The sequence below is a fragment of the Myroides sp. NP-2 genome (assembly GCF_014145665.1).
Classification (GTDB): Bacteria; Bacteroidota; Bacteroidia; order Flavobacteriales; family Flavobacteriaceae; genus Flavobacterium.
Genome location: NZ_JACHTD010000005.1, coordinates 113,022 through 136,445, shown reverse-complemented (window position 1 = coordinate 136,445; position 23,424 = coordinate 113,022). Strand labels below are relative to the sequence as shown.

Sequence of the window (23,424 nt, the reverse complement as noted above, 5' to 3'; positions counted from 1 at the left end):
CAGACTACTGGAGAAATGGCAGAGTGGTCGATTGCGGCAGTCTTGAAAACTGTTGACTGTAACAGGTCCGGGGGTTCGAATCCCTCTTTCTCCGCTAAGAAAACCGATAACGAGAGTTATCGGTTTTCTTTGTGTTTATATTCCCTGTTTGGGAGATGAACCCCCTTTTTCCTTTTGAAATGAATTTTTATTTTATGCAGGTGAATTGACATCCAGCTAAACGTTGTTCCCATTTATTTGTACTGAAAATGGGAAAATCTTCCTACTATGTCCCAGAGGCGGGAAGGGGTGTATCTTGCACTGACACCAAGCACTCCAATGCTTGGTTGTTGCAACAAAGGTTGATTGACGGATTGGTAAAGTGTGAGCGCATGGGTAGATAGTTAAGGGTTTGTAAGGGGTTTGTAAAGGGTTTGTAAAGGGTTTGTAAGGTAAAAAGGCCTAAAACCCTTGTAAATGCTAACGATCCCCTTACAAACCCTTTACAACTATTTTTCTATATTATTTAAAATACTGAAATACAGCTTGTTGTGTTTTTGTGTAATTTAAACAAGAACGGACAATTACTCCTTTTTTGTACAATATGTGGAAGAATACGGAAGGGAGTATTGTCCTTCTTTTTGTGCTTTTTTAGTTTTGTATTGAGAGCCATAGTAAAGCTAGCTACTAGGTAGAACTCATAAAAAAGTATTAATCATTTAAAATGCAAAACTATGGGAAAAATGAAAAATGGATTAACAGGTGGTTTTAGCGGTAAAGTAGGAACACTTGTGGGATTAAGCGTAAAGGGTCAAAATATCATTCGCAATGCGCCAAAAAAGAGTAGTAAAAATCCAACGGCTGGGCAGTTGAGTCATCGTCAAAAATTTAAGTTAGTGTCAAATTTTTTACGACCACTCAACGGTTTAATTAAACGCCATTTTGGGTCTGCTCAAAAATTAAAGTCTACTGTAAATTTAGCTTTAGCGTATCATCTTCAAGAAGCAGTAAATCAAGTAGAAGATGGGTTTGTTATCAACTTGAGTAAGGTTGTAATAAGCAAGGGAATTTTGCAGAATATCTTTGTGGATACTGTAGCCATTGTGAACAAGGAGCTTACTCTAACGTGGAGTGCAAATTTAGTTTTTGGTTCTGTAAATAAAACAGATGTACTAACTGTGGTCCTCTATCGAAAGGCAACGCAATCCATGTTTATTTTAGAGCAGGTAGCAGAACGTGGTGCCGGTGAGTGTAAGGTTCAACTTCCTGCTAGTTTTGAAGATACTGGCTATGGAATTTGGATTTTCTTGACAGATGTTGACCTTGTAGAATGTAGTACAAGTGTATTTTTAGGGGAATTTTAAACAATGCAAAACATCGCATGTATAGTTAAGGATTACAAATGCGATGTTCCTCTATACAAATGTTGAGGATATCGAGCGCATTCAATTGTTGTGGTAGAATGTTGATGACCACGTTCACCGTAAGGATTATAGGCTAAGATAATCAATAGTGGCTTTACTAAAATTGAAGTTGCGAACTACTTTGTTACAAAAGAAGCACACTAGCTTATATGAAATTCACGAACAATTGTAACAAAAAATTGTATATTAGCTTGAAAAACAAGAGTATAGAAGTAGAGGGTGACCCAAAAGGTCACCCTCTTTTTATATTCTGATTTCGCGCCAATCCGTGCCTTTATATTTTGTTGACATTGTTCTATAGATTTAAATAAATATTTTTATCTCACGATTGAAAACTAACGTACGGATTGAAAATCCGCGCGATCGGGTTTAGTTAAAAATAGGTTGATTACTGCTTGACTATTTTTACAGTTTCATATTTACCATTTGTCGTTGTTATTTGAAGAAAGTACATTCCTTTTTGCAAGCCTTCTAGGTTGATTTTATTTTCGGATTCAAGGTTACCGTATAGTACTTGTTTGCCTGTCAAATCATAGACAAAGTATTGATTCAATTGTTCTTGTGTGTCTATATAGACGATTCCTTTGGCTGGGTTAGGGTAAATACTAAAAGTTGGTTTGTTGAATTTCTCGGTACTGAGGTTACTTGATCCACAAGGGTTGGCTTCAAGTTTGGCGACAAAGAAATCAGCTTCTCCAGTCGTTATAATAGGGGTTATGCCCCAATCGTTATCCCAAAACAGATTGCCTAAGAAAAATCCCCCCACGATATAATTTCCATCCTGATCAGCTGCAACAGCAGTTAAGCTGTGGTAGCTCCCTTCAGAACCAGGAACCTCATTCACGGCAATGACTTCTCCCGTTTGTTTATCAAAGCGGACCAAGATGGGGTCAGAGCGATGCCCAAAAGGTCTTCTAATTTCAAAATTTCCCCAAAATTCATTGGTTGCCTGTGTAGCTAGTGCAACTTCATTACCATTAATTGCAATTCCCTTTGCTTCAATTGGGCCTGGAGCACCTGCATCTTCATTTAAAGCGGTTGTTGCTTGCATCCATTGCACGGTTCCTTGACTGTTGAGTTTGGCAATCATGGGAATAGATCCGTTTACCCCTGGCGTATAAGAGAAAGTAGGGATGGATGGGTTGGTTGGATCGAGTATTTGAATAGTCTCAGCTTCTCTAGAGGAAAGTCTTCCTGCAATATAGATATTGGAGTTTTCATCTAAGACCATATTAAAAATACTATTGGCTGAAGGATAGGGGTATTGAGGCTCTGGTGGAGAACGAAATTCTCTTCTCCATTTTTCAGCTCCTGTTTGATCGTCAATGGCTAAGATGAAGGTGCGCTCTACAAAATCTTTTCCCCCATAGTTTAAGGGTTTTACATCGCCAACAGCTTCCCCCCGAACGGCTGAAATTAGGTATTGGTGGTTTGCTTTGTCGTGAATAAATTTCAAATAACTAGCTTTACTGAGGAGATCAGTTTCGGGGGCTATGGGGAGTTTAAAACTGTGTATATAGTTTAAGTCTAAATCATATTGAGCCAGGTAATTGTTAAAATAAAGTCCTTCATAAGGTTCAATGGTCACATGCCCATCAAGATGAATGCCTTGTCTTAACCCAACAATAAAATGCAGTTGTCCGTTTTCAGTTAGGGTTAGATTGTAAGTGTTGGAAGGAAAGGTATAATAATTTACAGGACCTTGAAGGGCTACTTTTTTGATAAAATCCCCTTCGCTATTGTATTTGGCGAGGTAGGAAGTTTTGTATCCATCTTGATTTTGTGGATTTAGATAGGAATCAGGATAAGGAATGGAATCCGTCGGGCTAAAGTGAACGGGGGAACCATCTGCTGTGATATAGTCGTTTCGTACATTAGCGGCAATATAGACATTGTTTTGTTGATCGAGTACTAAATTAAAGCTATAGTCTTCTGTACCTCCTCCAATGACTTGGCTCCATCGAATCTCTCCCTCACAGGTGGTGGAAAATAATAAAATGTCATTGGATCCTCCTCCAATTGTAGGGGAGTGATTGTATACAGAAAGAGGAACATTATTTAGGTTAGCCTCTAGTTTGCCAGCTATAGTTGCTAAAAAGTAGTAGTTATTATCTGTACCTACTTTGATGTCGTGGATTTGCTCATCGCGATATCTAACGCCATATCCTCCTTTGTGTGCACCTCCTTTAAAAGCCCATTTCCAATTGTAGTCTTGGGCAATAATGGAGTAAGGAAGTAGTAGCACTAAAAGACTTCCTAGGATAAAATGGATTCTTTTTATATGTAGTTTTTGTTTCATAGAAGCCTAGTTTAATTGTTATTTTAATGTTAAATATATTTAAAATAAAAGATAAAAAAAAGTGCTAAAGTCTAAACTTTAGCACTTTTAAGGAGTTAATTTTTATTTTTTAATTAATTTTTCAGTAGCGATTCATTTTCCATCAGCTTCCAGACTTATGAGATAAGTCCCTTTGGCTAGATGGCTAACTTCAAGAACAATCTCCGTCTTTTTTACATTTATTTTTTGTCTGTATCGCTCTACACCTAGAAGATCGTAAACTACTAGATATTGTGCATTATCGTTTGAGCTACCAATATTGTAAACTACAGTAGTTACAGTAGTTGTGGGATTAGGTAAAAGAGATAAAGAAGGAAGCTCAAGAGCTGAGGCCCCTCTCTCTGTTGCGTCTAATTTTATTGGTACCGTAAACATACAATTTTGTCCACTGATGATAAATTGCCCATAGAAACAGAATGAAAATCTAATTTAACTTTAGAATAGAAAGAGTCCCATCAAAAATACTTTGGTATATTTACAAGTGAGTAAAGAAGTATGCATTAAAAAGTAAGTAGTATGTCATTTCCTATTGAACCGAACTATATTCAACAAATCGAAGAAGAATTAGGTGTTTTATTTTCCAATCGTCTTAAAGCAAACATGATGTATGAGAATGGGGGAGAGCGATGAACCAAAGAGAAAGGTGATGTTGATTTTGGTAAAGAAGTTAAATAATAAATCATGCAAATTTATAAAGCTAAATTAGATTCTTCTGTAATGCTCTTTCTTGTGATAGGTATTTCAGTTATCGGATATTTTATAGACATGAAAGCCCTAGCTGTTATTATCTTAACTATAGTAGTTCTAGGGCTGCTAGCTGTTTCAAATTTTATTTACTCTGATATTGAGTTTGTTATCGACTCAAGGAACAAAACAGTTAGTTATAGTTTTGCAAGATTAGGTAAAGTGTTTAAAAATACTTATAAAGTAGAGGAATTAGAATATCGATATCAAAATGTGGTCACAAGCTCTGGTAAGTTTAATACATTTAGTTTGATTCAAAATGGAAAAACTATAGTTAAAACACGACCAAACATATATTCTTTTACGGAGAATCAAATACAAGATATAATTAAAAGTTTGAGTGAATTACAGGTTAAAGAAAGTATTTAGTGGACTGCTTATTAAAAACGGAATCACACAAATTGAAAGATAAACTGGGGTCAGGAATATCAAGATGAACTACTATTTTTTAGTTGCTCCTCTTACTGCCAAATATACGGATCGCCTCACAAGCTCATCTTCTTTAATTGGAACCGGTATTTGTGTTACACCAATTGCGAAAAATGTAGTAGAGGGATCAAGTAAAAATGGAATTGGTTTAGAATCTGCTTAAAATTGTACCCAGCTCAAGTGGAGAAACACATCTTCAAGGGAGTAAAGTACAATCTAAGTAGTAAATTTTGTTAGAGATTTTACAGCGGTAATGAGCGCTTAAACATACAATTTTTAGCAACAAGAGTATGCTGGACTATGGACAGATTAGTGGAAAAGAGAATGAAAAGAGAATGAAAAGAACAAGAAAAGAGTGAAAATACTGAACTAGAATTATTATAGAGATGAATGGAAAAACACAGTTAATCGTATTAGTACTTTGTGTGTTAGTTACTTTAGGCATTACATTTTTTGATTTTACATCTAGTCAAGATGAGTTAGCCCAGAAAGTAAAAGGGTATCAAGAAACTACTGCAATAGTTAAAAAAGTACATGCCCTTACAGTTACTAGATATGGGAGTAAGCAACCTACTTATGACCTTAGAGTAAGACTCAGTGATAGTACTGAGGTGAATATGTATAGACGAAAATTAGATGCAAAATTAACAGAAGGAAGTACAGTTAATATACTATATAACCCTGCATCACCCCAGGACGATATTTACGTAAGAGAATAAAGTAGAAGGAGGGTTTAGTTTAGGAGTTGCACCAATGGGAGGAATAATAAATTAATGGATTTTACAGCATTTGATTTAGAAAATAACAAAAGACTACATGGGGTGATCGGCTAAATTATGCCTGTGGAGAAGTGGAATAGTAATAGTAATAGTAATAGTAATAGTAATAGGGCTAACAAAACATACCCGAGATAGGTATTAATGACAGTATGTTTAGAAAAAATAAAGGAGATCTATGGCAAAAGTTTTAAAAGAAAGTATTGAAGATTTAAAATTATTATTAGAATCTTCCAAAGCACCTGAAAGAAGAAAAGCTGCTAAATTGATAGGAGAGTTTGAAGTAGTTGAGCTTGGAGACGTCTTATATCAGGCTTATCTGAAAGAAAGTAAGAATTTAAAAGCTTGGGAAACCCAGTGTATCATGATAAAAGCTTTAGGTAAAATTAAGTATGAGAATGTTCTTCAAGAGTTATCTAGTATCATAGAAAATAATATAATACATGACATGATAACTAATGAGGCAACTTTAGCATTTACAAGAATAAAAAGGGAAAATAAAAATGATATAATTCCTATTTTGGAATTATTAAAAGAAGGTAATTTATCAGTACTTAATGGAGCATTAAAATCGTTGGCATTTGATGATGTTGTCCCTGAAATAAAAGATATTTATAAACTTATAGATGCAGTTAATTTAAAACAAACGCTTATAAAAGAACAACATAAGGTTGGAGTTTTTGACCCAAGAGAGTATTTGTTATCTGCAATGTCTAAGTGGGATAGAAAAGACCCTGAAATTAGTAGTTTTATAGAAGAGTGTTTTAAAGATGAGTATTTAGGAAAAAGACATAATCTAATTGAAAAAGTTAGCAAAGGTAAGAAAGTATATGCGGAATAGGCGTTGAATCCTTTCTTTGTATAGTAAGGCTGCGTATCAATCATGGTTTACTGTTTTTGCTTGATTTTACTGCTGAATTACTGTATTGTAGCGAGAAAATTAGTCAAAATACACGATTTTAAATAAGGTAGCACAACATGAGATTAACAGAGGTAGAAGCTATTCAAATAGCAAAACAATATCAACAGCGATATCCCTCGCTTAAGCATACCATTGTACGGGCCCAATTTAATCCAAAGTTTAATGTTGTTGGAGAAAAAGCATGGATTGCAATTGGTGTGTTTGAACTGTTTGGGGATATACATGAGTTTTTTTATGTAATTTCAGATGAAACAGGAGAGGTTGAATATACTTTTAATGAACATGGCAGTATAAATCCACAGCAATAAGCTTCTTATTTTGGGCTTACCATACGTATTCATTGTTTGCTTGTTGTTATGAGTGGATGAATATACGATCCTAGGTCCATTCATCGACAACCTTTGTATATGGTACTCTTCCATTTTTATACACGGTAATTTCCTACAGATTTCAACTCAACGCTTTAATGCGTGTGCCTTCCCAAGGTTGGGATTGTTCGCTATAGCTCAAAAATCTTAGAATATTTGCTTTCGAATAAGGGAAAATCAAGTTGCTAACAGATTTCCCTAATGCTTAATCTAAACAGATGTTTTTCACTTACACAGTTTTTGGTACAGTGTCTTTTGGAGTGCTTTCATAAACTTTAGATTATACTACTGTAATTTCAAACCATCATGAACTAGAGCAAAACAAACAAAAAAAAAAGCGGAGAAATCGCCTATTTGCTGGCTTGTTAGTTTGTTTCTTTACTTACATTTAGTTGCCTTATGAGGTGAATAAAAAGAAAATAATAAGTTAAAATAAACATAACCTTGTTACTTGTTAAGATGTAATTAACTAAGTTTATTTCCCTATTGAGTGAAATATATACAAATCAAATAAAATAAGTAACAATGAAGATGAGATATCTCGGGGCTTTCCTTTTATTAACGACCCTTTGTTTTGGACAAAATGTAAAAACTCCATACGAATCCTTTATCACTAAAAAGGACAACTATGCTTTTTCCACAATCAATTTTAATGTGCCTGCCTTTGATTATAGACAAAAAGTGGACAGTGTATCTTTTGAAGGGAGTTTAATTCTTCCCAAAGATGGTTTTGATCAAGTGGTGATTATTAAACCCGGAACGGGCTATAATACCCGCAATACCCATAGTCCTTTAGCGGAAGCTTTATTGGATAATCGCATTGCTGTGTTTCGATATGATGAACGCGAAATGGGAAATTCTAAAGGAAAAGGAGGTAATATGTCCTACTCGGCGACAATAATGGGAGAAGAGTTGGCTAGTGCGTTTAACATGCTAAAGAAACATCCAGACCTACAGGGTAAAAAAGTGGGACTTATTGGGCATAGTCTAGGGGGCATAGCAGTTATGGAAGCCTTACAACACAAGATTAATCCCGATTTTTTAGTGCTTTTTGCTGCTCCCGTTGTTACAGGTAAACAACTATTTCTCTATCAATTACAACACAGTGAAAATGTATTTAATGATTACTTTCTCTACGATACACGCGAAGAAAAAGAGAACGTATGCTCGGCCTTAGCTGATTTTTACCTCGCCAATCACAAAGAAAAAAGCTTTTGGAAAATGTTTGATAAAGAGACAAAGAAACTCGGTTATACAAAGAAAAGATATGCTACTCGTTTTCGTTTTTTAATTGGCCATGTGGAGCGTGATTTAGTGGAAAAAGACCGCATTGATGTATTGAAAAACACCAACATCCCTGTCTTTTATATGATTGGTTCGGAGGATGTGATTGTCGATCCTATAGCGAATATCAATCGCTTAAATAGCCTCGCGAATCCTGCGATAGCTGCGATAGTAGTAGAGGGTGAAAACCACTTTTTCTCGGATGGGGAAAGCAAGCCGTATGACATTCACCAACAACCGAAACAACAAATCGTAGATTGGATTAAAAGACAATAGGACACCAATCTTCTATAATTTAATTTAGTATTAATCAAATCATTTATGTTACTGATGTTCAAAACAATTACAGTGCTTTTACTTGCTATCGCTGCCTTGTTGTCCAGCTGTCAAGAGGCAACTGTCGAAAAGCAAATAGCCTCTTATATGATTCCATTTGAGCAAGTGGATCAAGCTTCGTTTGAAGAAATAGCCCAGCGCATTGGGGATAGCGAAATAGTTATCTTAGGAGAAGCGGGGCACGGAGATGGTAAAACCTATGAGGTTAAAGCGGAACTTGTTCAATATTTGATGAAAGAAAAAGGATTTAATACCCTAGCTTTAGAAGGTGCGGGATTTGTTGATTTAGAATTAAAAAATAATGATAGAAAGGATTTTCCTCAGTCTAGAGATTTAAGTAAATGGAAGCCATTTTGGGGAGATGTGAAGCAAACAGAAGGGTTAGTTCGAGACATCTTACATAATGAAAAGCTAAAATGGAAGTTTTTAGGGTTAGAAAGTCATCCAAGTAATGAGTTCTTATTACAAGAAATGAAAAAGCTTCAGCTAGATGATACTCAAATCGACAAATTTGAAAATAGTTTACTCAAAATATATGATTTAGATGTTGAAAATGTAACAATTGAAGAAATTGATTTTGTACTAGAGACTATAAAATTAATTGAAAATTCTATAATTGATACTACCCACGATAATTTCTTTAAGCATACTGTTCAAACTATATATGCTGGTATTGAGGGAATGAAATATTTAATGACTATCGTCAACTTTATACCAAGATAATTTAACAACAAAAACCGATTGTAAATGTAGTGTTTTCAATCGGTTTTTGTTGTCTATAAACTTGCATAACTCGTTAATTATTCGTAACTTAATATGATTTGTTAATGATACATCTATTGCGAAATTAGGTATATCGAATTTATAAAAAATGAATATTTTTGAGTTCTTTAAAAAATTCCCAAATGAAGAATCTTGTAGAATACACTTCAAAAATCATAGAGATAAAGTAGGTGTAATTTGTAAAAAGTGTAAAGGTGAACATCACTATTGGTTATCTACAATCCAATACTACAAATGCAAACAATGTGGTTTTAGAACATCATTAAAAAGCGGTACTGTGATGGAAAATTCAAAACTACCTTTCCAATATTGGTACATTGCTTTTATGTTTGCTACTTCTACTAAAAAATCATTTTCATCACTTGAAATACAAAGACAACTAAATCACAAGTTTTACGAGCCAATTTGGTCAATGATGCACAAGATTAGGCGAGTTATGTGTAAAGCTGATGAAGAATATAAACTAGAAGGTTCAATTGAATTAGATGAAGGATTCTTTGTAACAGTTCCCAACAAAGAAGAACGCAAAGAAAAGCAAGAATTAAAACGTGGTGTTGGTAGTCAGAGAAATTCAAAAGTATTGGTTATGGTTGAATCAGAATTAAATCCTAATCAAACTAATCAACACAAAGCCAATCGTATTGTAAAACGCCTTAAAATGGTTCATATTGAAGATTACAAACACAATACGTTGAGCAAAGAACTAGAAAAAGCAGTAGAAACAAAAAAGACCTATTTAATTACTGATGATGGTAGGCATTACAGCAAATTAAAAGGTCTAGTTAAAAGTCATACTTCAATCAATACTAAGAATCTAAAATCTGATAAAGTACTACCTTGGGTACACAAAACAATATCAAACGCAAAAAGATTATTCTTAGGTATTCACCACTCTATCGGTAGAGATTACACACAAAACTATCTTAGTGAATATTGCTTTAAATTCAATAGAAGAAATGAAGTGGATATATTCGATGAATTACTATTATGTTCAGTTAAAAATACTTGGTATTAGTCTTTTTTAATTTCTGTTGCATTTTCTTGAATCTTAACTGAAATTGTTGAATTAGAGAACTGCATAATAAAAGCGATTGCGGCAATTACTAAGGCAAATAAAAAGGAACTTATCAATCCCAAAAATATTGTTTTCATATTTTTAGGAACAAGAGTAGTAACCACATCTTTAAGAATTTCTGTTTGTTGATTTACAGTTTCATTTTTGATGGTTTTAATTTCTTCCTCCAAAATTGTATTAATAAAGCTTTGTAATATTAAATTCGACTTTAATTTATACCCATCAATATAACTTTCAGAAGATGAAATTTCGTTAAAATGCTTTAAATCCTCATCAGATAAATTTTGTCCATTTTCCTTGTTTTTTTCTATATAATCTATTTTACTTCTTTTATATAAGGAATATGCTATATGTCCAATTAAATCAGTATCACTATTAACTAATTTTTTATAAATATGGTTGTAGTTTCTCACTATTACAATAATGCAAGTTTATAAGCATTGCTAATATTTTCTTTTGTTATCTCTCTTGTTTTAACAACTCCACTAACATAAATCTTAACTTGTAACTTCCCTGAGAAATTATTTAGAGTTTCTTCTCTTACACCATTTGTTGCCAATTTTTCATTAGCTCTTTTAATATTAGAAGATGTTACTTTATGTGTATATTTTTCCATAATAATGACTATTATAATACTTACAAATATATTGAATTAATTTAATATGGTATAATAGAATATAGCATATTGATTTTAATTAATATATGTATAAGTAACTTAACAACTAAAAATCCAAATAAACAGCCTAGATTCAAAAATAATCTAGGCTGTTTTATTTTTATAATATAAGTTTTATCTTTGCTTTTTTACGAAAAGAATAAACGTGCTTAATTGCATTATTGCTAAACCGAAATACCACCTCGAATAAAAGAAAGCAAATAATGTATATGAGAGTATGCCGATATGGCGTGGCTTGTATTCATTGCTTTTTTAGGGAGTGGTATTCCTAGGTTTAGTGTGTTTGCAATGTCCACGCTTCTTTTTTACATTTTATAAACCTAAAATACCACAAAAAATGAAAACAATTACTTACTACATTAGAGAACTACACAAATCATCATCTATTAAGTACAACAATACTTAGATTGAAAATTGTTGTTCTTTAATGTTATCCGATTAAAGATACCTCCTTAATACCTTTTTTGTTCACCCGAATTAATGCACCATCACTTAATATGTGGTGTATAACTGAATACGATTTATTTAAATAAACATTAAATTTTAGAAGATGAACAAAAAACTAATTATTGTAGGTCTATTATCAATATCATCACTTGTATTTATTAGCTGTAATAAGAATAATGAATCAAAAATAGAAGAAGAAATTAATCAATATGATTCTAATGATTCAGATGAATCTGAAGAATCTGATTACTTTGAGCAAGAGGAAGAAACAACATCTAATATAAATAAGGTAAGTTCTAAAGATATTGATGATTTGCTTGATAGCTATGAAAGCTATATGAATGATTACATAAGTTATTTAAAGAAAGCCAAGAATAACGATATGAGTATGTTTGAAGATTTACCAAATCTTATGTCTAAAGGTGAAGATTTAGGCAATAAGATGGATAATGTAAAATCTGAAATGTCAACAAGCCAAATGAATAGAATGATAAAAATGGTGAACAAGGTCAATATGGCAATGGCTGAACTTCAATAAAACACAAAACCCACCTCAATAAAGGAGTGGGTTTTTAATATTTATTGTTTATATGTTTTAAAAGCATTATTTATTATATGCTTTTTATCTTTTAATATTTTTTCAACTTTCATACAATCATCAAAAACATTTGTTCCAACTTCATGAACACTAAATTTTACTTCAAAATCATCATCTAAGTAAATAACACTAACTTTTATAGGTAGATTAATATTATGTTTCATATTCATAACAAAACATAATTGTGATGATTCTACATAATCATTTGTTTTATAACGTACGCTAGAAGCACTATCTAGAAATATATTTTCATACTTAGAATCAATGTAATTACCATTAATTTCTTCTATTATGAAACCTCCATTAAATTCATTTTTTAATACTGAACTTATTTCATTTTTGATTTTATCTTGCAAAACTTCTAAAGCCATATATATATATTGTTTTTTAAAGTAAGGTATAAATTTACCTAAAAACTTGTATATAACAATTTTTGTTTTGTGTAAGTATCTTTTTATTTTGTTTATATCCATTATATAGATTGTTTTATATTTTATTCAATTAAACAACTTATATAATGATTAATATTTTAATTTGGTATAATGTTACCGATAGTCATTAAATATTTTTATTTTTTAGGTGGTTTTGACAATGAAAATGTTTTTGTAAATATCAGAGACAAGTATATGGCTAATAATGTTATTTGGCATAAAAAGAATAATCCTAGTGCGAAAATTATTGTTTGGATTGCTAACTTTCATGGAGCGAAGCAAATTCAAAAGGTTGTTTATAAAGAAGATAATCGCGATTTGTATAAAGGATTCAAATTATTTACTGAGTATTTACTCGAGGCCTTTCCGGATAAAATATATAGCATAGCATTTACCTCTTCAATTGGTGAAGTTAAAGGGATAGTACAAGGAAGTGAACCTTTTTCAATTACAACTAAAGTCAACTCATTAGAGTATTACTTAGATAAACAAAACACGCCATTTGGATACTTAGATTTTAATGAAATAAAGGTGAAAAAACCGTTTTTTGAAGAAAAAAGTTTCGATGCTATGATATTAGGTTATGACACTAAGCCAGGGCAATGGTTAAATGTATTTGATGGCGTTTTTTACATTAAAACGAATGAGCCTTTAAAAATGGCTGAGTATCAAGTCTGGTAGGAGATAGGTTGATATCGAACGAATTAATACCGTTGTATCATCTACTTCATCCTGTAATTTTGTGATAAAATAAGTATGAAATATAGAATAACCTTAAATAATAATTACCCAAATAAAATGTATGGAATGCTTTTATGTGAAGGAAATCCATTACACTATGTGTTTTTCATGAAACCTGATCCGTTAGAGCTAACTATGCGTATAGATTTTTTAGATTTTGATACAATTGAAAAGAAATGGGACTGTATTCCAACAGACAAGGTAAATATATATTTAATTAATCAAAAAGTAATAGATTTACTTCACGTGCATTATCCAAATACCTTTGAATTATTAGATGCTTCAATATATTCAAATCATGTTTTCGTTGAAACGGAATATAAACTATTACATATTTTAAATCATATAGATCAGGATAAAATTAGTTATAAAGATGGTATTTGGGTAGATCAAGATTTTAGTAAAGCTTATAAGAAACACAAACTCAAAGGTTGGGTTTTTGATCGTGAAGATGAATAAAGTTTTATAGATAATAAATCAAATGTACCGACGATTTCTCGCTTGAAATAGCTCGTAGATAGGGAGGAAATCTGAATGAGACTTATTGCTCAATCAAATAAAGCCAAGGGATGTTTTTATCCTTGGCTTTGGTGTAATCATGTAATAATAAAACCTTCATTTAATGCTCAAATCAAAGTGCTGGAATGCGAACAGAAGTAACATGATAAAGTGAATGTGACAAATACTAAGATTTATTGCATTGTATTCAAAATAAGATGAACTACTTCCTTGTTAACTCCCAATTTTCCACGCCAAGCTGAAAGAGGGAAATTGACTTCTGTTCGGTGATTTGGCGCTTCTTGATGGAGTTGTTTCTCCCAAGAAAGTAATTGATGGTAGGGCGTAAAACCATTGAGCATACTGTAATCCTCAACGAGCTTATTGCGTAAAATACCCAAAGCAGCTAAAATACGCAACAACCAAGTTCGGGAGGTATTGTTGCTATTTGGGAGTATCTTTGCTTTAGAAATTCGGTTTAATAGATCTGTAGGTGTTTCATTTTCATTGGCTTGCTCGATACAGGCTATAAGATTTTTAAATACCTCTATATCATTTTTATTCGCTTTAATTGGGGCTAAGGTTGAGATTTCTCTTAAATCTAAAAGGATTTCTGTATAACCACCAATACGACAATAGCCGATGTATAAATCATGGCTGTTCTTTCCATCATTCTCCCAGTTTTCTTTGGGCAATCCACATATTTTACAAGGACTTCGAAAAGTGTCTTCTTCAAAAGGTTCGAAAATATGATCGGGTAGATGCTTGGCGTAGGCATAACTAATGATGGGCTGTAAGCCGCGGTGAAGTCCAGTGCCAATAGCCTTGATAAATAAATGATAGATTTTGTGTTCTAATCCTTCTTGATTGACGATTGTTCTTAAATCCTGTACAACTTGATTGTGCTGATAATGTTCAATTTGATTGATTGAATACCCACTAGTAGTCAATAAAGAAAGATCTTTTTCTTTTATATTATTGGGTTGTAGTTGATAGGTATAGAACTTTTTATCACTATCATAAGCTACTGTATTTTGATGTAAATAAACTTTAGATAGAATCTTGGTTAGTTTTGGATCGATCATGATAGTTGGATTGTGCTAGAATAGTGCTAAGGTATTTAAAATTTGTGGAGTAGAGTTAAAAACGGAACGTGTTTCAAAAGATTCTACTTTAGTGTATGTTGATATTTTTCTCTTTGAAAACGGTTATAATCGTCAATGATGATTCCATTAGCTGTTTTAAAATAGATCGAATCCGAATCTGTTTTCTTTAGCACAGAGTCGCCAATTGTTAGTTGATCAAATAAGGTTCTTTGAATTCTTAATTCAGGACCGTTATGTAGGTAGATTGTGTTGGCTTTGGTAGGATTTTTGTCTAATTTATCTTGTACGGTTGCTTTAAAAGCTGTTTGTCTAAAGATTAAATATTCTTTTTTGATATAATAATCTGTAGAGACAAACCAGATCAATATACCAAAAATAACAGCAAAAATGCTAAGTATTATAACTCGCGGTGATTGAAAGTAAACATTTTTCATTTTCTATTAACCCTATCAAAGTTTGTTTAGTTTATTTTGATGACTGGGGATATTTTTAAATTCTCATTGTTTGGTTTGGTATACACATCTTTCTCTTTTTCTAGATAGATAATAGAAGTGGTTTCACTTTGAGATACCACATTTTTTACCTTCATCTTATGGAGAAAAAATTGTTCAAACGAGGTGTTTTTATTTATTGTGATTTGTCTTAAATCATAACATTCAAATAATTGCAGACTTTTTAAATTGACAAGAGACTCTATATTGAGTTTTTTCATTGGATTCCCTTGAATATACAAAGAAGTTAAATGAGGAAAGAGGTTGTAAATCTCAGTTCTTTTAATTGATTCCTGAAAGCATAAAGACCTTTTAAATTAGGCATGTTTTCCAAGATTAATCGTGGACCTAGTTGGTTGTCTCCAATGAAGATTTCCTCTATGACTTCATTGCCATTTAAGACACTCATATCCGAAATTCGATTGCTGTTTACATACAGTATTCGTAGGTTTTTAAAGTGTTTAAGATCATCAAGAAACTCAATGTTTTTATCAGAAAGTTTTAATTCTTCTATGTGCTCAATCTCCTTCAATTCAATTTGAGCGTTGTTGTTTGTGTCAAAACCTAAATCAAGTAACGCTTTGTGAAAATTAGGGTCTTTGAACGTTATGCTTTGAGCGCAAACACTAGACAAGGCTAGCAAGAAGGAGAATGTAATTATTTTCTTCATTATCGTTGGTCAGGTTTAATTGTAATAGAATTCGTCTGTTGCTAATGTAGTAAATAATTAAGATAACTATAAGGGGATACAAATCAAATGTACTGACGATTTCTCACCTAGAATAGCTAGTAGTTAGGGGAGGGAGTCTAAGGAGGACTTATTCCTAAATTAAAAAAACCGAGTGTACTAGAATATACACCTTGGTTTGAGATAAATATGATTTGGAGTAAGGACATAGGCAATAAATCCCATCCTAGTATTCATAGGAGTTCATCGTCTATTTATATGTTTTTACACCACACTTTTTTCAAAGGAAAATCAACTGAAAAAGTTTGACAGTTTTATTAGAGGAAATAGGGGAGTTTGGTAGATATTGATGTTTAAATAGGTTATTGATTAAATCCTGTGAATGTATTCTAGGCAATTCAGTTCTACTTATTTCTTTATAAGTTTGCATGATTTGTTTTATACCTTTTATGATAAAAATACCTTTGCTTCTTGTAAGGAAAGCGTATTCAAAATGATCTGTTCATTGGGAATAGTTTCAGAAACTCCATTTAATTTAGCTAGTGCTTTGTTAGCTGCTATTCCTTTTTTCAATACTTTTTTAGTATATAAGTCAGTAGCTATAGGTAATGCAGGAATTATATAATTAGTTATACTATCTGTTGTGCATTTAGATTACTATAAAATTAGGGTAAAGGAATGAGATAGTAGCTTTTAATTGATTAAAAATTAATTCGATCGCATAGTAAACAGCTTCTCTTTCTATAATTCAATAATCAGACCTTTATAATACTCGTGATTGCTCAATAAGTACAGCACTTTTTTATTGGGTATGTATTTTTGAATCCACTCGACTCCCTTGCTACTCAAATGCGTATCTCCAGCTAATCTCTATACCCGAAAGGTGGTGTTTTTGAGGGTAGAAAAAGGAAAAGAGAAGTACGGATATTTAGAGCGCAGCTCGACTTATAAAGAAGTTTTCTGTTCTCGAAACTAGTCATTTTGAAAATATTGTTGAGCTGTCGTTCTAATAGTCGTTATATTTAATTTTTGTATTATTGTATGACCTTGTAAAGTGAAATCATTAGACTACTATGGACTACAAGAAACCTCTTAAATATGCATCTTATTCAACCTTTTATACCTGGATAGCGATATTCATCTTCTTGTATTTTTTTTATAGGGTTGAGCTACCCCATACACTAGCCAATCCCATGTATTGTATTCCGTTACTTAGTACGTTTATAAGTGGTTTTTTTCTTTTTAATCGAATAAAAGAACCTTTTTTGCTGGGCATTATTCACTATTTATTTGCTCATCTTTTGGTGCTTTATTTGTTCTCTATTTACGCCTTTATTGAAAATTTTGATCAGTATGGGTTTGCCAAAACAAATTTTACGATGTCTGTTGTAGAAGGATTTAAAGTTGTTTTTTACAGTTTAGCTGGACTTGAAATTGTTTTGCCTTTTTTTATTTTTGGTGGGTATTGGTGTAAAAAAAAGATCAAATAACATCAATAATGAAAGTAGTATCTCTGCGAAAAGTAGTATTGACGTAGATGAAGAAGGATACGAGCCAATTCCAGAACTTGTCTCTTATTTTAAAGTGTTACCAGCGCATAAAAAATGGGCGAGTTTAGTTACCGAAATCAATCAAGACGGAGGGAATGAAATTTATAGGACTATTTCTCCTTTTTGGGATGGTGAAGATGATGCTTTTACAATTGAATCATTTTCTGATGTCGATCAGTTTCCTCATTTAAATAAAATGACGTTGTTCTCAACTGATGAAGCTATAGTAAAAGCCTTAGAAGACAAGGGAATAGCTTCCATAGTCAGCTGCTTTTAGAAGCAGACTACAGTTAACTAGTCAAGAATGCATATCAAGTGTAATTTAGGGTAGTACTTGGCCTATTTGGAATGCTGTCAGAACTTTTAGATCATACCACGTATTTCGAATAAAACAAACTACTAGATTTTCGAATATAATTAGTAGAGGAAGTTACGTATAAAAAGGTAACTTTGAAACAGAACGAAACGGCAAATGACAAGGAGTCAACATAATAAAAATAAGACAAAACGATGAAAACAACGGAAGACTTAGCCTTACAGCTATTTACCACTAGATTAATGACGAGTGAGGAAGAAGTGGAACAATTTGAAGAAGCCTTAGCCCTCTTGTATCAACAAGAAAAAATAGAGCATCTCCCGTTATTTCTAAGCGTATTAGATGATCGAACAGAACAGGAAGAAGTCATGTATGGCGTACTCCATGCAATCGAATCTTATGCAAGCACTTTAGGGTTTTCCAAGTATATTGAGCTTATTTTAGCCGCTATGGATTCGTTTCAGGAACAGGCTGAAGAATGGAAAGAACTGATTTTTCTTCGAATGATCAATAGCGAGGCGTGTTTTGATGATTTATTGCGCCTTGTTAGCCAACAACATAAGGAGGAACTAAAGGAGGAATTACGACTTATTTTCTTGCGAATTATACAAAGAAATGAAGCTAAATTTGGTTCATCCTGTCGCTTGCTATTAAGTGCATTAGATCATTCAAACTAAGTTTTTTCTTATAAAAGTATACATGGCTAACCTTGAATTTTTTGATTCCCAAGTAAGATAAAAGCTTACCTTGGTTATCCACGGGGACTGTTGTTAAAGTGCCAGAACTACTTGATAATTAATATGTTTTAATCCAACTAGATGTTTCGATAAACGGTTAAAAAAAAGTATATTTGAGTAAGGACCCAATAAAATAGTTTGATTCCTTGTCTGACTATTTCTCTGATCCTAAAAACCGAAGTAGAAAACCCTTTACACTCTAGCTATGAAGTTTACGCTTAAATCGTTTCACTATACCGTATTCCTATTCTTTATCTTGGTCAAAATGACTGCACAACCCAAGGTAGTTTCTACCTATGATAGCCTTATTGCTAAATCTTATCAAAAGGATCAACAAATCAGAGTGGAATTGGATTCCTTATTGGCAAATGAAAATAGGAACAATCAAGAATTAGTAGACCATTTTGCTAAGGCTGAGAAAATTGATCTAGACAATCAACGTATCGTACTGCCTATTGTAGATCGATATATAGCCCAGGAAATTGAACTAACGGATGCTTCATTAGCTCAGCTGTACTATATCATTCAACATGCCGATGGAAAAATCCAAAGTAAGTATGCCCCTTTTATAACAACATTGTTTGATAAAGAATTAATTAGCAATCAAGAGTTCGCTTGGTTTAGCGATCGCTTGGCTGTTAGAAAGAACAAGGTTCAACCCTATGGTTTTCAAATAAAAAGCTGGGCAGAAACAGCAGAGCGTTTTCCTTATCCTATTTCCAGCCAGGCAGAAGAAAATTGTCAGCGGATTAGTTTAGAGTCAAGTAAGGCGTATTTGGAGGAAAACTTTAGTGGTGATTATCTACCTCAATACCTCACAACAGGAGAGTTCGTTGTTTTTGGTCACGTGAAGGGTGAGCAGAATAACAACGTAATTGTAGGAGAAGAAAAGGAGGAAGCTGCGGTTAATGACGAAGGGTTTTACGTACTAAAACTGAAGAAAAAGGAGCGTCAGGAAATTCGCTTATGCTTGAAAAGAGCAGGAGAAACTGTTGATTGTAAAACAATACCCATGGATGACAAGGACTGGGAAGAAGTTGATTTTTAGCTATCATCAAACGATCTGTATCCAAATCGTGTAAAAGGATTATAAAGTCTTTGACCCGAACAAAGTGAACTGGCGTAAGCAATATATCGAAATCTGGTTTACTAAAAAACGCAGACACTTCTACTTAAACTACCAGACAGTCAATGAGTGTAATCAAATAATAAATATTGATAAAGCTGCTTAGCTAATCATCTGGATTTCATTAGGATATCCAAGGCCAAAAGGCATTCCACTTTCGCTTAAAAAAGTTAAAATAGCGTTCTTTTTCTTTAGGTGATAAAATTCAACTGCATTGTTCGTTTATTTAACATTACAGTTAATTACATTTGAAATATAGAAAAAGTAAGGCGATTATAGAAGGTCAAACAAGAAAGAGTGAGGATAGCTTATTTCTTGTAGAAAGTATAAGATCCAGGTGAAATAGAAGAAAATGAAGCGGTTATTTGCATCTTTAAGTTTGCCGATAGGCATTTTTTTTCTCCTTCTTCTCGCTCTGTTTTCAAAAGGCAAAGAAGGGGGAAATAAACGCAGTGTAGAAAGGAAAAACCAACCTAAAAAAGTAGTTGAAAAAGACGCTAGCTCAATTGGAAGAGCGGATAAAGGTCAACCGTTGCTAAAGAACCCCAAACCCTATAACACGGCTGTGTTTATCCAACAATTGTGGAGGTGGGACAGTTTGGTTCATCAAGGGCAACAGGCTAAAAATACACCTAAAGAGGAAGCCTCAGCAAAGCCAAAGGGGCCTTTGAACTTCTAGCCCAAGGCTAGGCCTCGGTCTCATCGAAAAAAAAGATAAAAAGCCTATCCCACGGCTTTAATAAAATGAATTGCGTCTCCCAAAACAATCTTTTATTGAGCTGTGGAATAGGGTAAAGAAACTGTACGCTTGCGCAACATCTAAGGCAAATGACGTATGTAAAGTGAAAGTGTTGTTTCTACTGACTCATAAAGACCTCTATGCTATTTCTAGTTTGTGATTTATAATAAAAAGCAAGCGAGATCGGTAGTGTATACATTTTTTGGCCATGTGGGTTGAGATCAGTGTGTCGATTATATTTTTTTTAAGGTTGAACAATCCATTTTGATGGTTAGATTATGATTGTTTGCCGTTTGCTTTTCCCACTCAAAACATAGGTTTGGAGTGGGAGTAAGCAAAACACAAATGAGCTATACAACCGCTCGATTCTTGAATCGCCTATGCAACGATGAAGTTAAGCCAATAAGTGAAACAGCAGTAGATGTGCATATCTGCTATCTTTCCTATTGTTACCTGGTTAAGGGTAGTGTACTATAAATAGACGACGCAAAAGTTGGCTATATAACTAGACTAATCTTCTTTGATTAGTGCTATTGTAATGACCCAAAGGGAGACATAGGTCAAGATATATGGTAATCACAATAGTGGATACTGTGATTGGATTGCAGTGGATAGTTCAGTTTGTTCGCTGAACTATCACTTACTATGCCTCAACATAGAAAAACAGTTTACTACTACTTTTCTTTGGAATAAAACAAGAAAGGTTTTATTTTTAGCATGCGAATTCTATTAAACAAAACACAATGCTTTACCCCGTGGTTTAGTCACGGTTCATTCCATTTTTTATTGAGACCAATAAGGGAGTGACTCCCTTACTCAACAGTAAAAAAGAAATGTGCATCTCTTTTTTACCCTTACAAAAACAAGTTAACAAAACACAGGAAGTAAAGCCATTGCTTAATTAAAATGCATTTGATCAACAACCACAAATTCATCTCAATCGTTGGTCTATTTTTCGTCTAAGGATTGTAGCGTATAGTTGACTAGAATAGATATGAAAGAGATTCCTTACCACTTATCAAGGTGAGAATCTTGTGTTTGATATATCAAAGATAAAAAAAGAATTTAAAAGTGCGTGCTATCGAACGCATTTTTTTAAAAAATTAACTCATTTGGGATATGGAGAATATTAGTGTTAAAATATGCGTTTTTATCTATAAAGAATGGATGCTAAAGGAAAAATCTCAGCGCACTTTTGCAAAAAAGTATTTAATTGATGAGAGCGTAGCTCGAAAAATGAAAAAAGTAGCCTTGAGCCAAGGAACGCTATCCTACGATATTCCCCTGTCGACCATTCAGCAAATTTGTACGGCTACCTCTATTTCTTTTGTTGATTTTTTTCGCCTTATTGAGGCTTACGACCCACATGAACTATAAGGATCTGATAGGAGGTAGGGGATAGATATTCCTTCTGCTTCTTATCAAGGTATACCCGCCTAGCAATACAAAAAAAAGCCTTCTACTGAAGGCTTTTTTGTTAGTTTTTTCTAAGGTAAGTAACCGTAACAGGTAGATTATCACCTCTCATGGCAATGTCGTATACAACCGTTAATTTTGCGTCTGTGGTACGAACGATGGTTCTCGGTGTATGTCTAGGATCATCGCTGTTAAACGTAATCACTTGATCTTTGATCACCCCTTGAACCGCTGGTTGATCTACTCCTTTTTTCGTAGTTTCAACTAGTGTTGCCTTGTCTTCTGTTAAAATCATAATGTCTTGGGTGATGGCATCATCCCCCCCTGGCATATCCTTAAACTTATGCTTCATCGTAGGCCCATTTGGAATCGTGTACGATAAACTATCCGTTACCCAAGTGCCTTCATAATCACTCTTTTTGCGGATTACATTATCATCACTTGAACAACTAGCGATAGCAAACGGAAGTGCTAAAAAAGCGCAAATAGCTACTAATTTTTTCATTTTGTCGAGTTATAAATTTATTTTTTGTTGGATTAAAAGCCCTTTACACTTTGGTTGTAAAGGTCGTCTTTTTGTTCTGTTGTCAAATCGCGCTTGTACTCAAACAAAGCCGATTCCCAATCGCCATAGCCTGTATTGGGTAAAATAATGAATTTTTTGCCAAACAAAGCTTGGTTATTTTTTACATTTTGCAAGCGCTCTTCTTGTGTTTTCTTGTCAAATGCCGTAGAGAAATCAGATAGATTATCACCTAACAGCAACACAATTTCATGCGTTTCGCTTAATTTTTGGCGTCTTGTTTCTTTGCTAGATTCTGTTGTGCGTACAATGAGGTGTTGCTCATCGGCAAAAGGGTAGTTGTATCGCTTTAAGTTTTTCAACGTACCTGCTTTGTCATTTTGGGTGCGATTGGTGATGTAGTAAACCTCAATTCCCTTTGATGCGGCGTAGTTGAAAAACGCCAAACTGCCTAATAGGGGTAAAGCTTCTCCTTTTGAGGTCCATTCATTCCAGGTTTCTTCGCTAAATATTTTGCCCTGACGCGCCATTTCCACAGCATAAGGGGAGTTGTCTAAAAAGGTTTCGTCTATATCGGTAACAATGGCTAGCGGCTTGTCTGTAGGTTGTGCTAAGCGCTCATCAAGGCGCAAGGTAGCAATATTAAAGGCCTGGGCTGCTAATGCTTGATACTCCGCTGCATTTTGTTGGAAAACCGCAGCGTATAATTTTCCGTTTACTTCGATTTGATGTAACGGGCTGTTTGTTGAAGTAACTTGACTTGATGGAATTGTTTTGCACGAGGCTATAACAAGTAGTCCTGCAAGAAGAAAAGTTCTTTTTAACATAATCTAGTTTTACTATTTATTAAGATACAAAAATACAACATAAAATTAGATTAGCC

The 23,424-nt window shown here is 33.4% G+C and carries 27 protein-coding genes and 1 tRNA gene; 17 read left to right on the top strand and 11 right to left on the bottom strand.

Going from position 1 to position 23,424, the window contains the following annotated elements:
• Positions 1–9 precede the first annotated feature (9 nt).
• Together H4K35_RS06965 and H4K35_RS06960 are read left to right on the top strand one after the other, a co-directional pair.
• A tRNA-Ser gene (locus H4K35_RS06965) sits at positions 10–94 on the top strand.
• A gap of 619 nt (positions 95–713) precedes the next feature.
• Positions 714–1,343: a DUF6266 family protein gene (locus tag H4K35_RS06960; RefSeq protein ID WP_182626664.1), complete on the top strand. Its 630-nt coding sequence runs from the start codon at positions 714–716 to the stop codon at positions 1,341–1,343.
• 448 nt (positions 1,344–1,791) lie between these two features.
• Here H4K35_RS06960 and H4K35_RS06955 read toward each other — a convergent pair whose 3' ends face one another.
• Both H4K35_RS06955 and H4K35_RS06950 read right to left on the bottom strand, forming a co-directional pair.
• Positions 1,792–3,702 (bottom strand): T9SS type A sorting domain-containing protein, encoded by a 1,911-nt coding sequence (locus H4K35_RS06955; protein ID WP_182626663.1) that lies wholly within the window; start codon positions 3,700–3,702, stop codon positions 1,792–1,794.
• 132 nt (positions 3,703–3,834) lie between these two features.
• Complete coding sequence (locus tag H4K35_RS06950) at positions 3,835–4,116, bottom strand: T9SS type A sorting domain-containing protein (RefSeq protein WP_182626662.1); 282 nt, start codon at positions 4,114–4,116, stop codon at positions 3,835–3,837.
• Between the two features lie 306 nt (positions 4,117–4,422).
• Here H4K35_RS06950 and H4K35_RS06945 point away from each other — a divergent pair, with 306 nt between their 5' ends.
• From H4K35_RS06945 to H4K35_RS06915, 7 genes are all read left to right on the top strand, one after another.
• Entirely contained in the window at positions 4,423–4,854 is a 432-nt protein-coding gene (locus H4K35_RS06945) for a hypothetical protein (RefSeq protein ID WP_182626661.1), read from the top strand.
• A gap of 446 nt (positions 4,855–5,300) precedes the next feature.
• Positions 5,301–5,633, top strand: a complete 333-nt coding sequence (locus tag H4K35_RS06940; RefSeq protein ID WP_182626660.1) for a hypothetical protein — start codon at positions 5,301–5,303, stop codon at positions 5,631–5,633.
• Between the two features lie 235 nt (positions 5,634–5,868).
• A complete protein-coding gene (locus H4K35_RS06935) occupies positions 5,869–6,531 on the top strand; it encodes a HEAT repeat domain-containing protein (RefSeq protein WP_182626659.1) in 663 nt (220 codons plus the stop codon).
• Positions 6,532–6,668: 137 nt separating this feature from the next.
• Complete coding sequence (locus H4K35_RS06930; RefSeq protein WP_182626658.1) at positions 6,669–6,920, top strand: hypothetical protein; 252 nt, start codon at positions 6,669–6,671, stop codon at positions 6,918–6,920.
• Positions 6,921–7,505: 585 nt separating this feature from the next.
• Positions 7,506–8,540: a S9 family peptidase gene (locus H4K35_RS06925; RefSeq protein WP_182626657.1), complete on the top strand. Its 1,035-nt coding sequence runs from the start codon at positions 7,506–7,508 to the stop codon at positions 8,538–8,540.
• Positions 8,541–8,585: 45 nt separating this feature from the next.
• On the top strand, positions 8,586–9,323 hold the full coding sequence (locus H4K35_RS06920) for a hypothetical protein (protein WP_182626656.1): 738 nt from the start codon (positions 8,586–8,588) through the stop codon (positions 9,321–9,323).
• A gap of 148 nt (positions 9,324–9,471) precedes the next feature.
• A complete protein-coding gene (locus tag H4K35_RS06915; protein WP_182626655.1) occupies positions 9,472–10,398 on the top strand; it encodes an IS1595 family transposase in 927 nt (308 codons plus the stop codon).
• On the opposite strand, the gene H4K35_RS06910 is transcribed toward H4K35_RS06915, so the two are convergent.
• Together H4K35_RS06910 and H4K35_RS06905 are read right to left on the bottom strand one after the other, a co-directional pair.
• On the bottom strand, positions 10,395–10,871 hold the full coding sequence (locus H4K35_RS06910; protein WP_182626654.1) for a hypothetical protein: 477 nt from the start codon (positions 10,869–10,871) through the stop codon (positions 10,395–10,397). The two genes, H4K35_RS06915 and H4K35_RS06910, sit on opposite strands and share 4 nt — an antisense overlap.
• 2 nt (positions 10,872–10,873) lie before the next feature.
• On the bottom strand, positions 10,874–11,074 hold the full coding sequence (locus H4K35_RS06905; RefSeq protein WP_182626653.1) for a hypothetical protein: 201 nt from the start codon (positions 11,072–11,074) through the stop codon (positions 10,874–10,876).
• Positions 11,075–11,684: 610 nt separating this feature from the next.
• Between H4K35_RS06905 and H4K35_RS06900 the strand changes: the two genes are divergently transcribed.
• Complete coding sequence (locus tag H4K35_RS06900; RefSeq protein WP_182626652.1) at positions 11,685–12,119, top strand: DUF6591 domain-containing protein; 435 nt, start codon at positions 11,685–11,687, stop codon at positions 12,117–12,119.
• Between the two features lie 41 nt (positions 12,120–12,160).
• On the opposite strand, the gene H4K35_RS06895 is transcribed toward H4K35_RS06900, so the two are convergent.
• Positions 12,161–12,652, bottom strand: a complete 492-nt coding sequence (locus tag H4K35_RS06895) for a hypothetical protein (RefSeq protein WP_182626651.1) — start codon at positions 12,650–12,652, stop codon at positions 12,161–12,163.
• Between the two features lie 69 nt (positions 12,653–12,721).
• On the opposite strand from H4K35_RS06895, the gene H4K35_RS06890 reads away from it, so the two are divergent.
• The gene (locus tag H4K35_RS06890) at positions 12,722–13,291 is read left to right on the top strand and encodes an erythromycin esterase family protein (protein WP_182626650.1); all 570 of its coding nucleotides are present in this window, start codon (positions 12,722–12,724) and stop codon (positions 13,289–13,291) included.
• A gap of 75 nt (positions 13,292–13,366) precedes the next feature.
• Positions 13,367–13,810, top strand: coding sequence for a hypothetical protein (locus tag H4K35_RS06885; protein ID WP_182626649.1), 444 nt, complete (start codon positions 13,367–13,369; stop codon positions 13,808–13,810).
• Positions 13,811–14,043: 233 nt separating this feature from the next.
• Here H4K35_RS06885 and H4K35_RS06880 read toward each other — a convergent pair whose 3' ends face one another.
• The 4 genes from H4K35_RS06880 to H4K35_RS06865 form a co-directional block, all read right to left on the bottom strand.
• Complete coding sequence (locus H4K35_RS06880; RefSeq protein WP_182626648.1) at positions 14,044–14,934, bottom strand: hypothetical protein; 891 nt, start codon at positions 14,932–14,934, stop codon at positions 14,044–14,046.
• 83 nt (positions 14,935–15,017) lie between these two features.
• Positions 15,018–15,389, bottom strand: a complete 372-nt coding sequence (locus tag H4K35_RS06875; protein WP_182626647.1) for a hypothetical protein — start codon at positions 15,387–15,389, stop codon at positions 15,018–15,020.
• Between the two features lie 304 nt (positions 15,390–15,693).
• Positions 15,694–16,116: a hypothetical protein gene (locus tag H4K35_RS06870; protein ID WP_182626646.1), complete on the bottom strand. Its 423-nt coding sequence runs from the start codon at positions 16,114–16,116 to the stop codon at positions 15,694–15,696.
• 465 nt (positions 16,117–16,581) lie between these two features.
• A complete protein-coding gene (locus tag H4K35_RS06865) occupies positions 16,582–16,707 on the bottom strand; it encodes a Fic/DOC family N-terminal domain-containing protein (protein WP_220497660.1) in 126 nt (41 codons plus the stop codon).
• Positions 16,708–17,592: 885 nt separating this feature from the next.
• Between H4K35_RS06865 and H4K35_RS06860 the strand changes: the two genes are divergently transcribed.
• The 5 genes from H4K35_RS06860 (at position 17,593) to H4K35_RS06840 (ending at position 21,979) form a co-directional block, all read left to right on the top strand.
• Positions 17,593–17,961 carry a hypothetical protein gene (locus H4K35_RS06860; protein WP_182626645.1) on the top strand — a complete coding sequence of 123 codons (369 nt, stop codon included), beginning with the start codon at positions 17,593–17,595 and terminating at the stop codon, positions 17,959–17,961.
• A 233-nt stretch (positions 17,962–18,194) separates the two neighbouring features.
• Positions 18,195–18,677 (top strand): Imm30 family immunity protein, encoded by a 483-nt coding sequence (locus tag H4K35_RS06855; protein WP_182626644.1) that lies wholly within the window; start codon positions 18,195–18,197, stop codon positions 18,675–18,677.
• Positions 18,678–18,942: 265 nt separating this feature from the next.
• Positions 18,943–19,785: a hypothetical protein gene (locus H4K35_RS06850; RefSeq protein ID WP_182626643.1), complete on the top strand. Its 843-nt coding sequence runs from the start codon at positions 18,943–18,945 to the stop codon at positions 19,783–19,785.
• Positions 19,786–20,215: 430 nt separating this feature from the next.
• The gene (locus H4K35_RS06845; RefSeq protein ID WP_182626642.1) at positions 20,216–20,542 is read left to right on the top strand and encodes a hypothetical protein; all 327 of its coding nucleotides are present in this window, start codon (positions 20,216–20,218) and stop codon (positions 20,540–20,542) included.
• Between the two features lie 1,179 nt (positions 20,543–21,721).
• Positions 21,722–21,979: a transcriptional regulator gene (locus H4K35_RS06840; protein WP_182626641.1), complete on the top strand. Its 258-nt coding sequence runs from the start codon at positions 21,722–21,724 to the stop codon at positions 21,977–21,979.
• Between the two features lie 100 nt (positions 21,980–22,079).
• Here the strand turns inward: H4K35_RS06840 and H4K35_RS06835 are convergent, their stop codons facing one another.
• Positions 22,080–22,523, bottom strand: coding sequence for a hypothetical protein (locus tag H4K35_RS06835; protein ID WP_182626640.1), 444 nt, complete (start codon positions 22,521–22,523; stop codon positions 22,080–22,082).
• A 32-nt stretch (positions 22,524–22,555) separates the two neighbouring features.
• Positions 22,556–23,368 (bottom strand): 5'-nucleotidase, lipoprotein e(P4) family, encoded by an 813-nt coding sequence (locus H4K35_RS06830; protein ID WP_182626639.1) that lies wholly within the window; start codon positions 23,366–23,368, stop codon positions 22,556–22,558.
• Positions 23,369–23,424 lie beyond the last annotated feature (56 nt).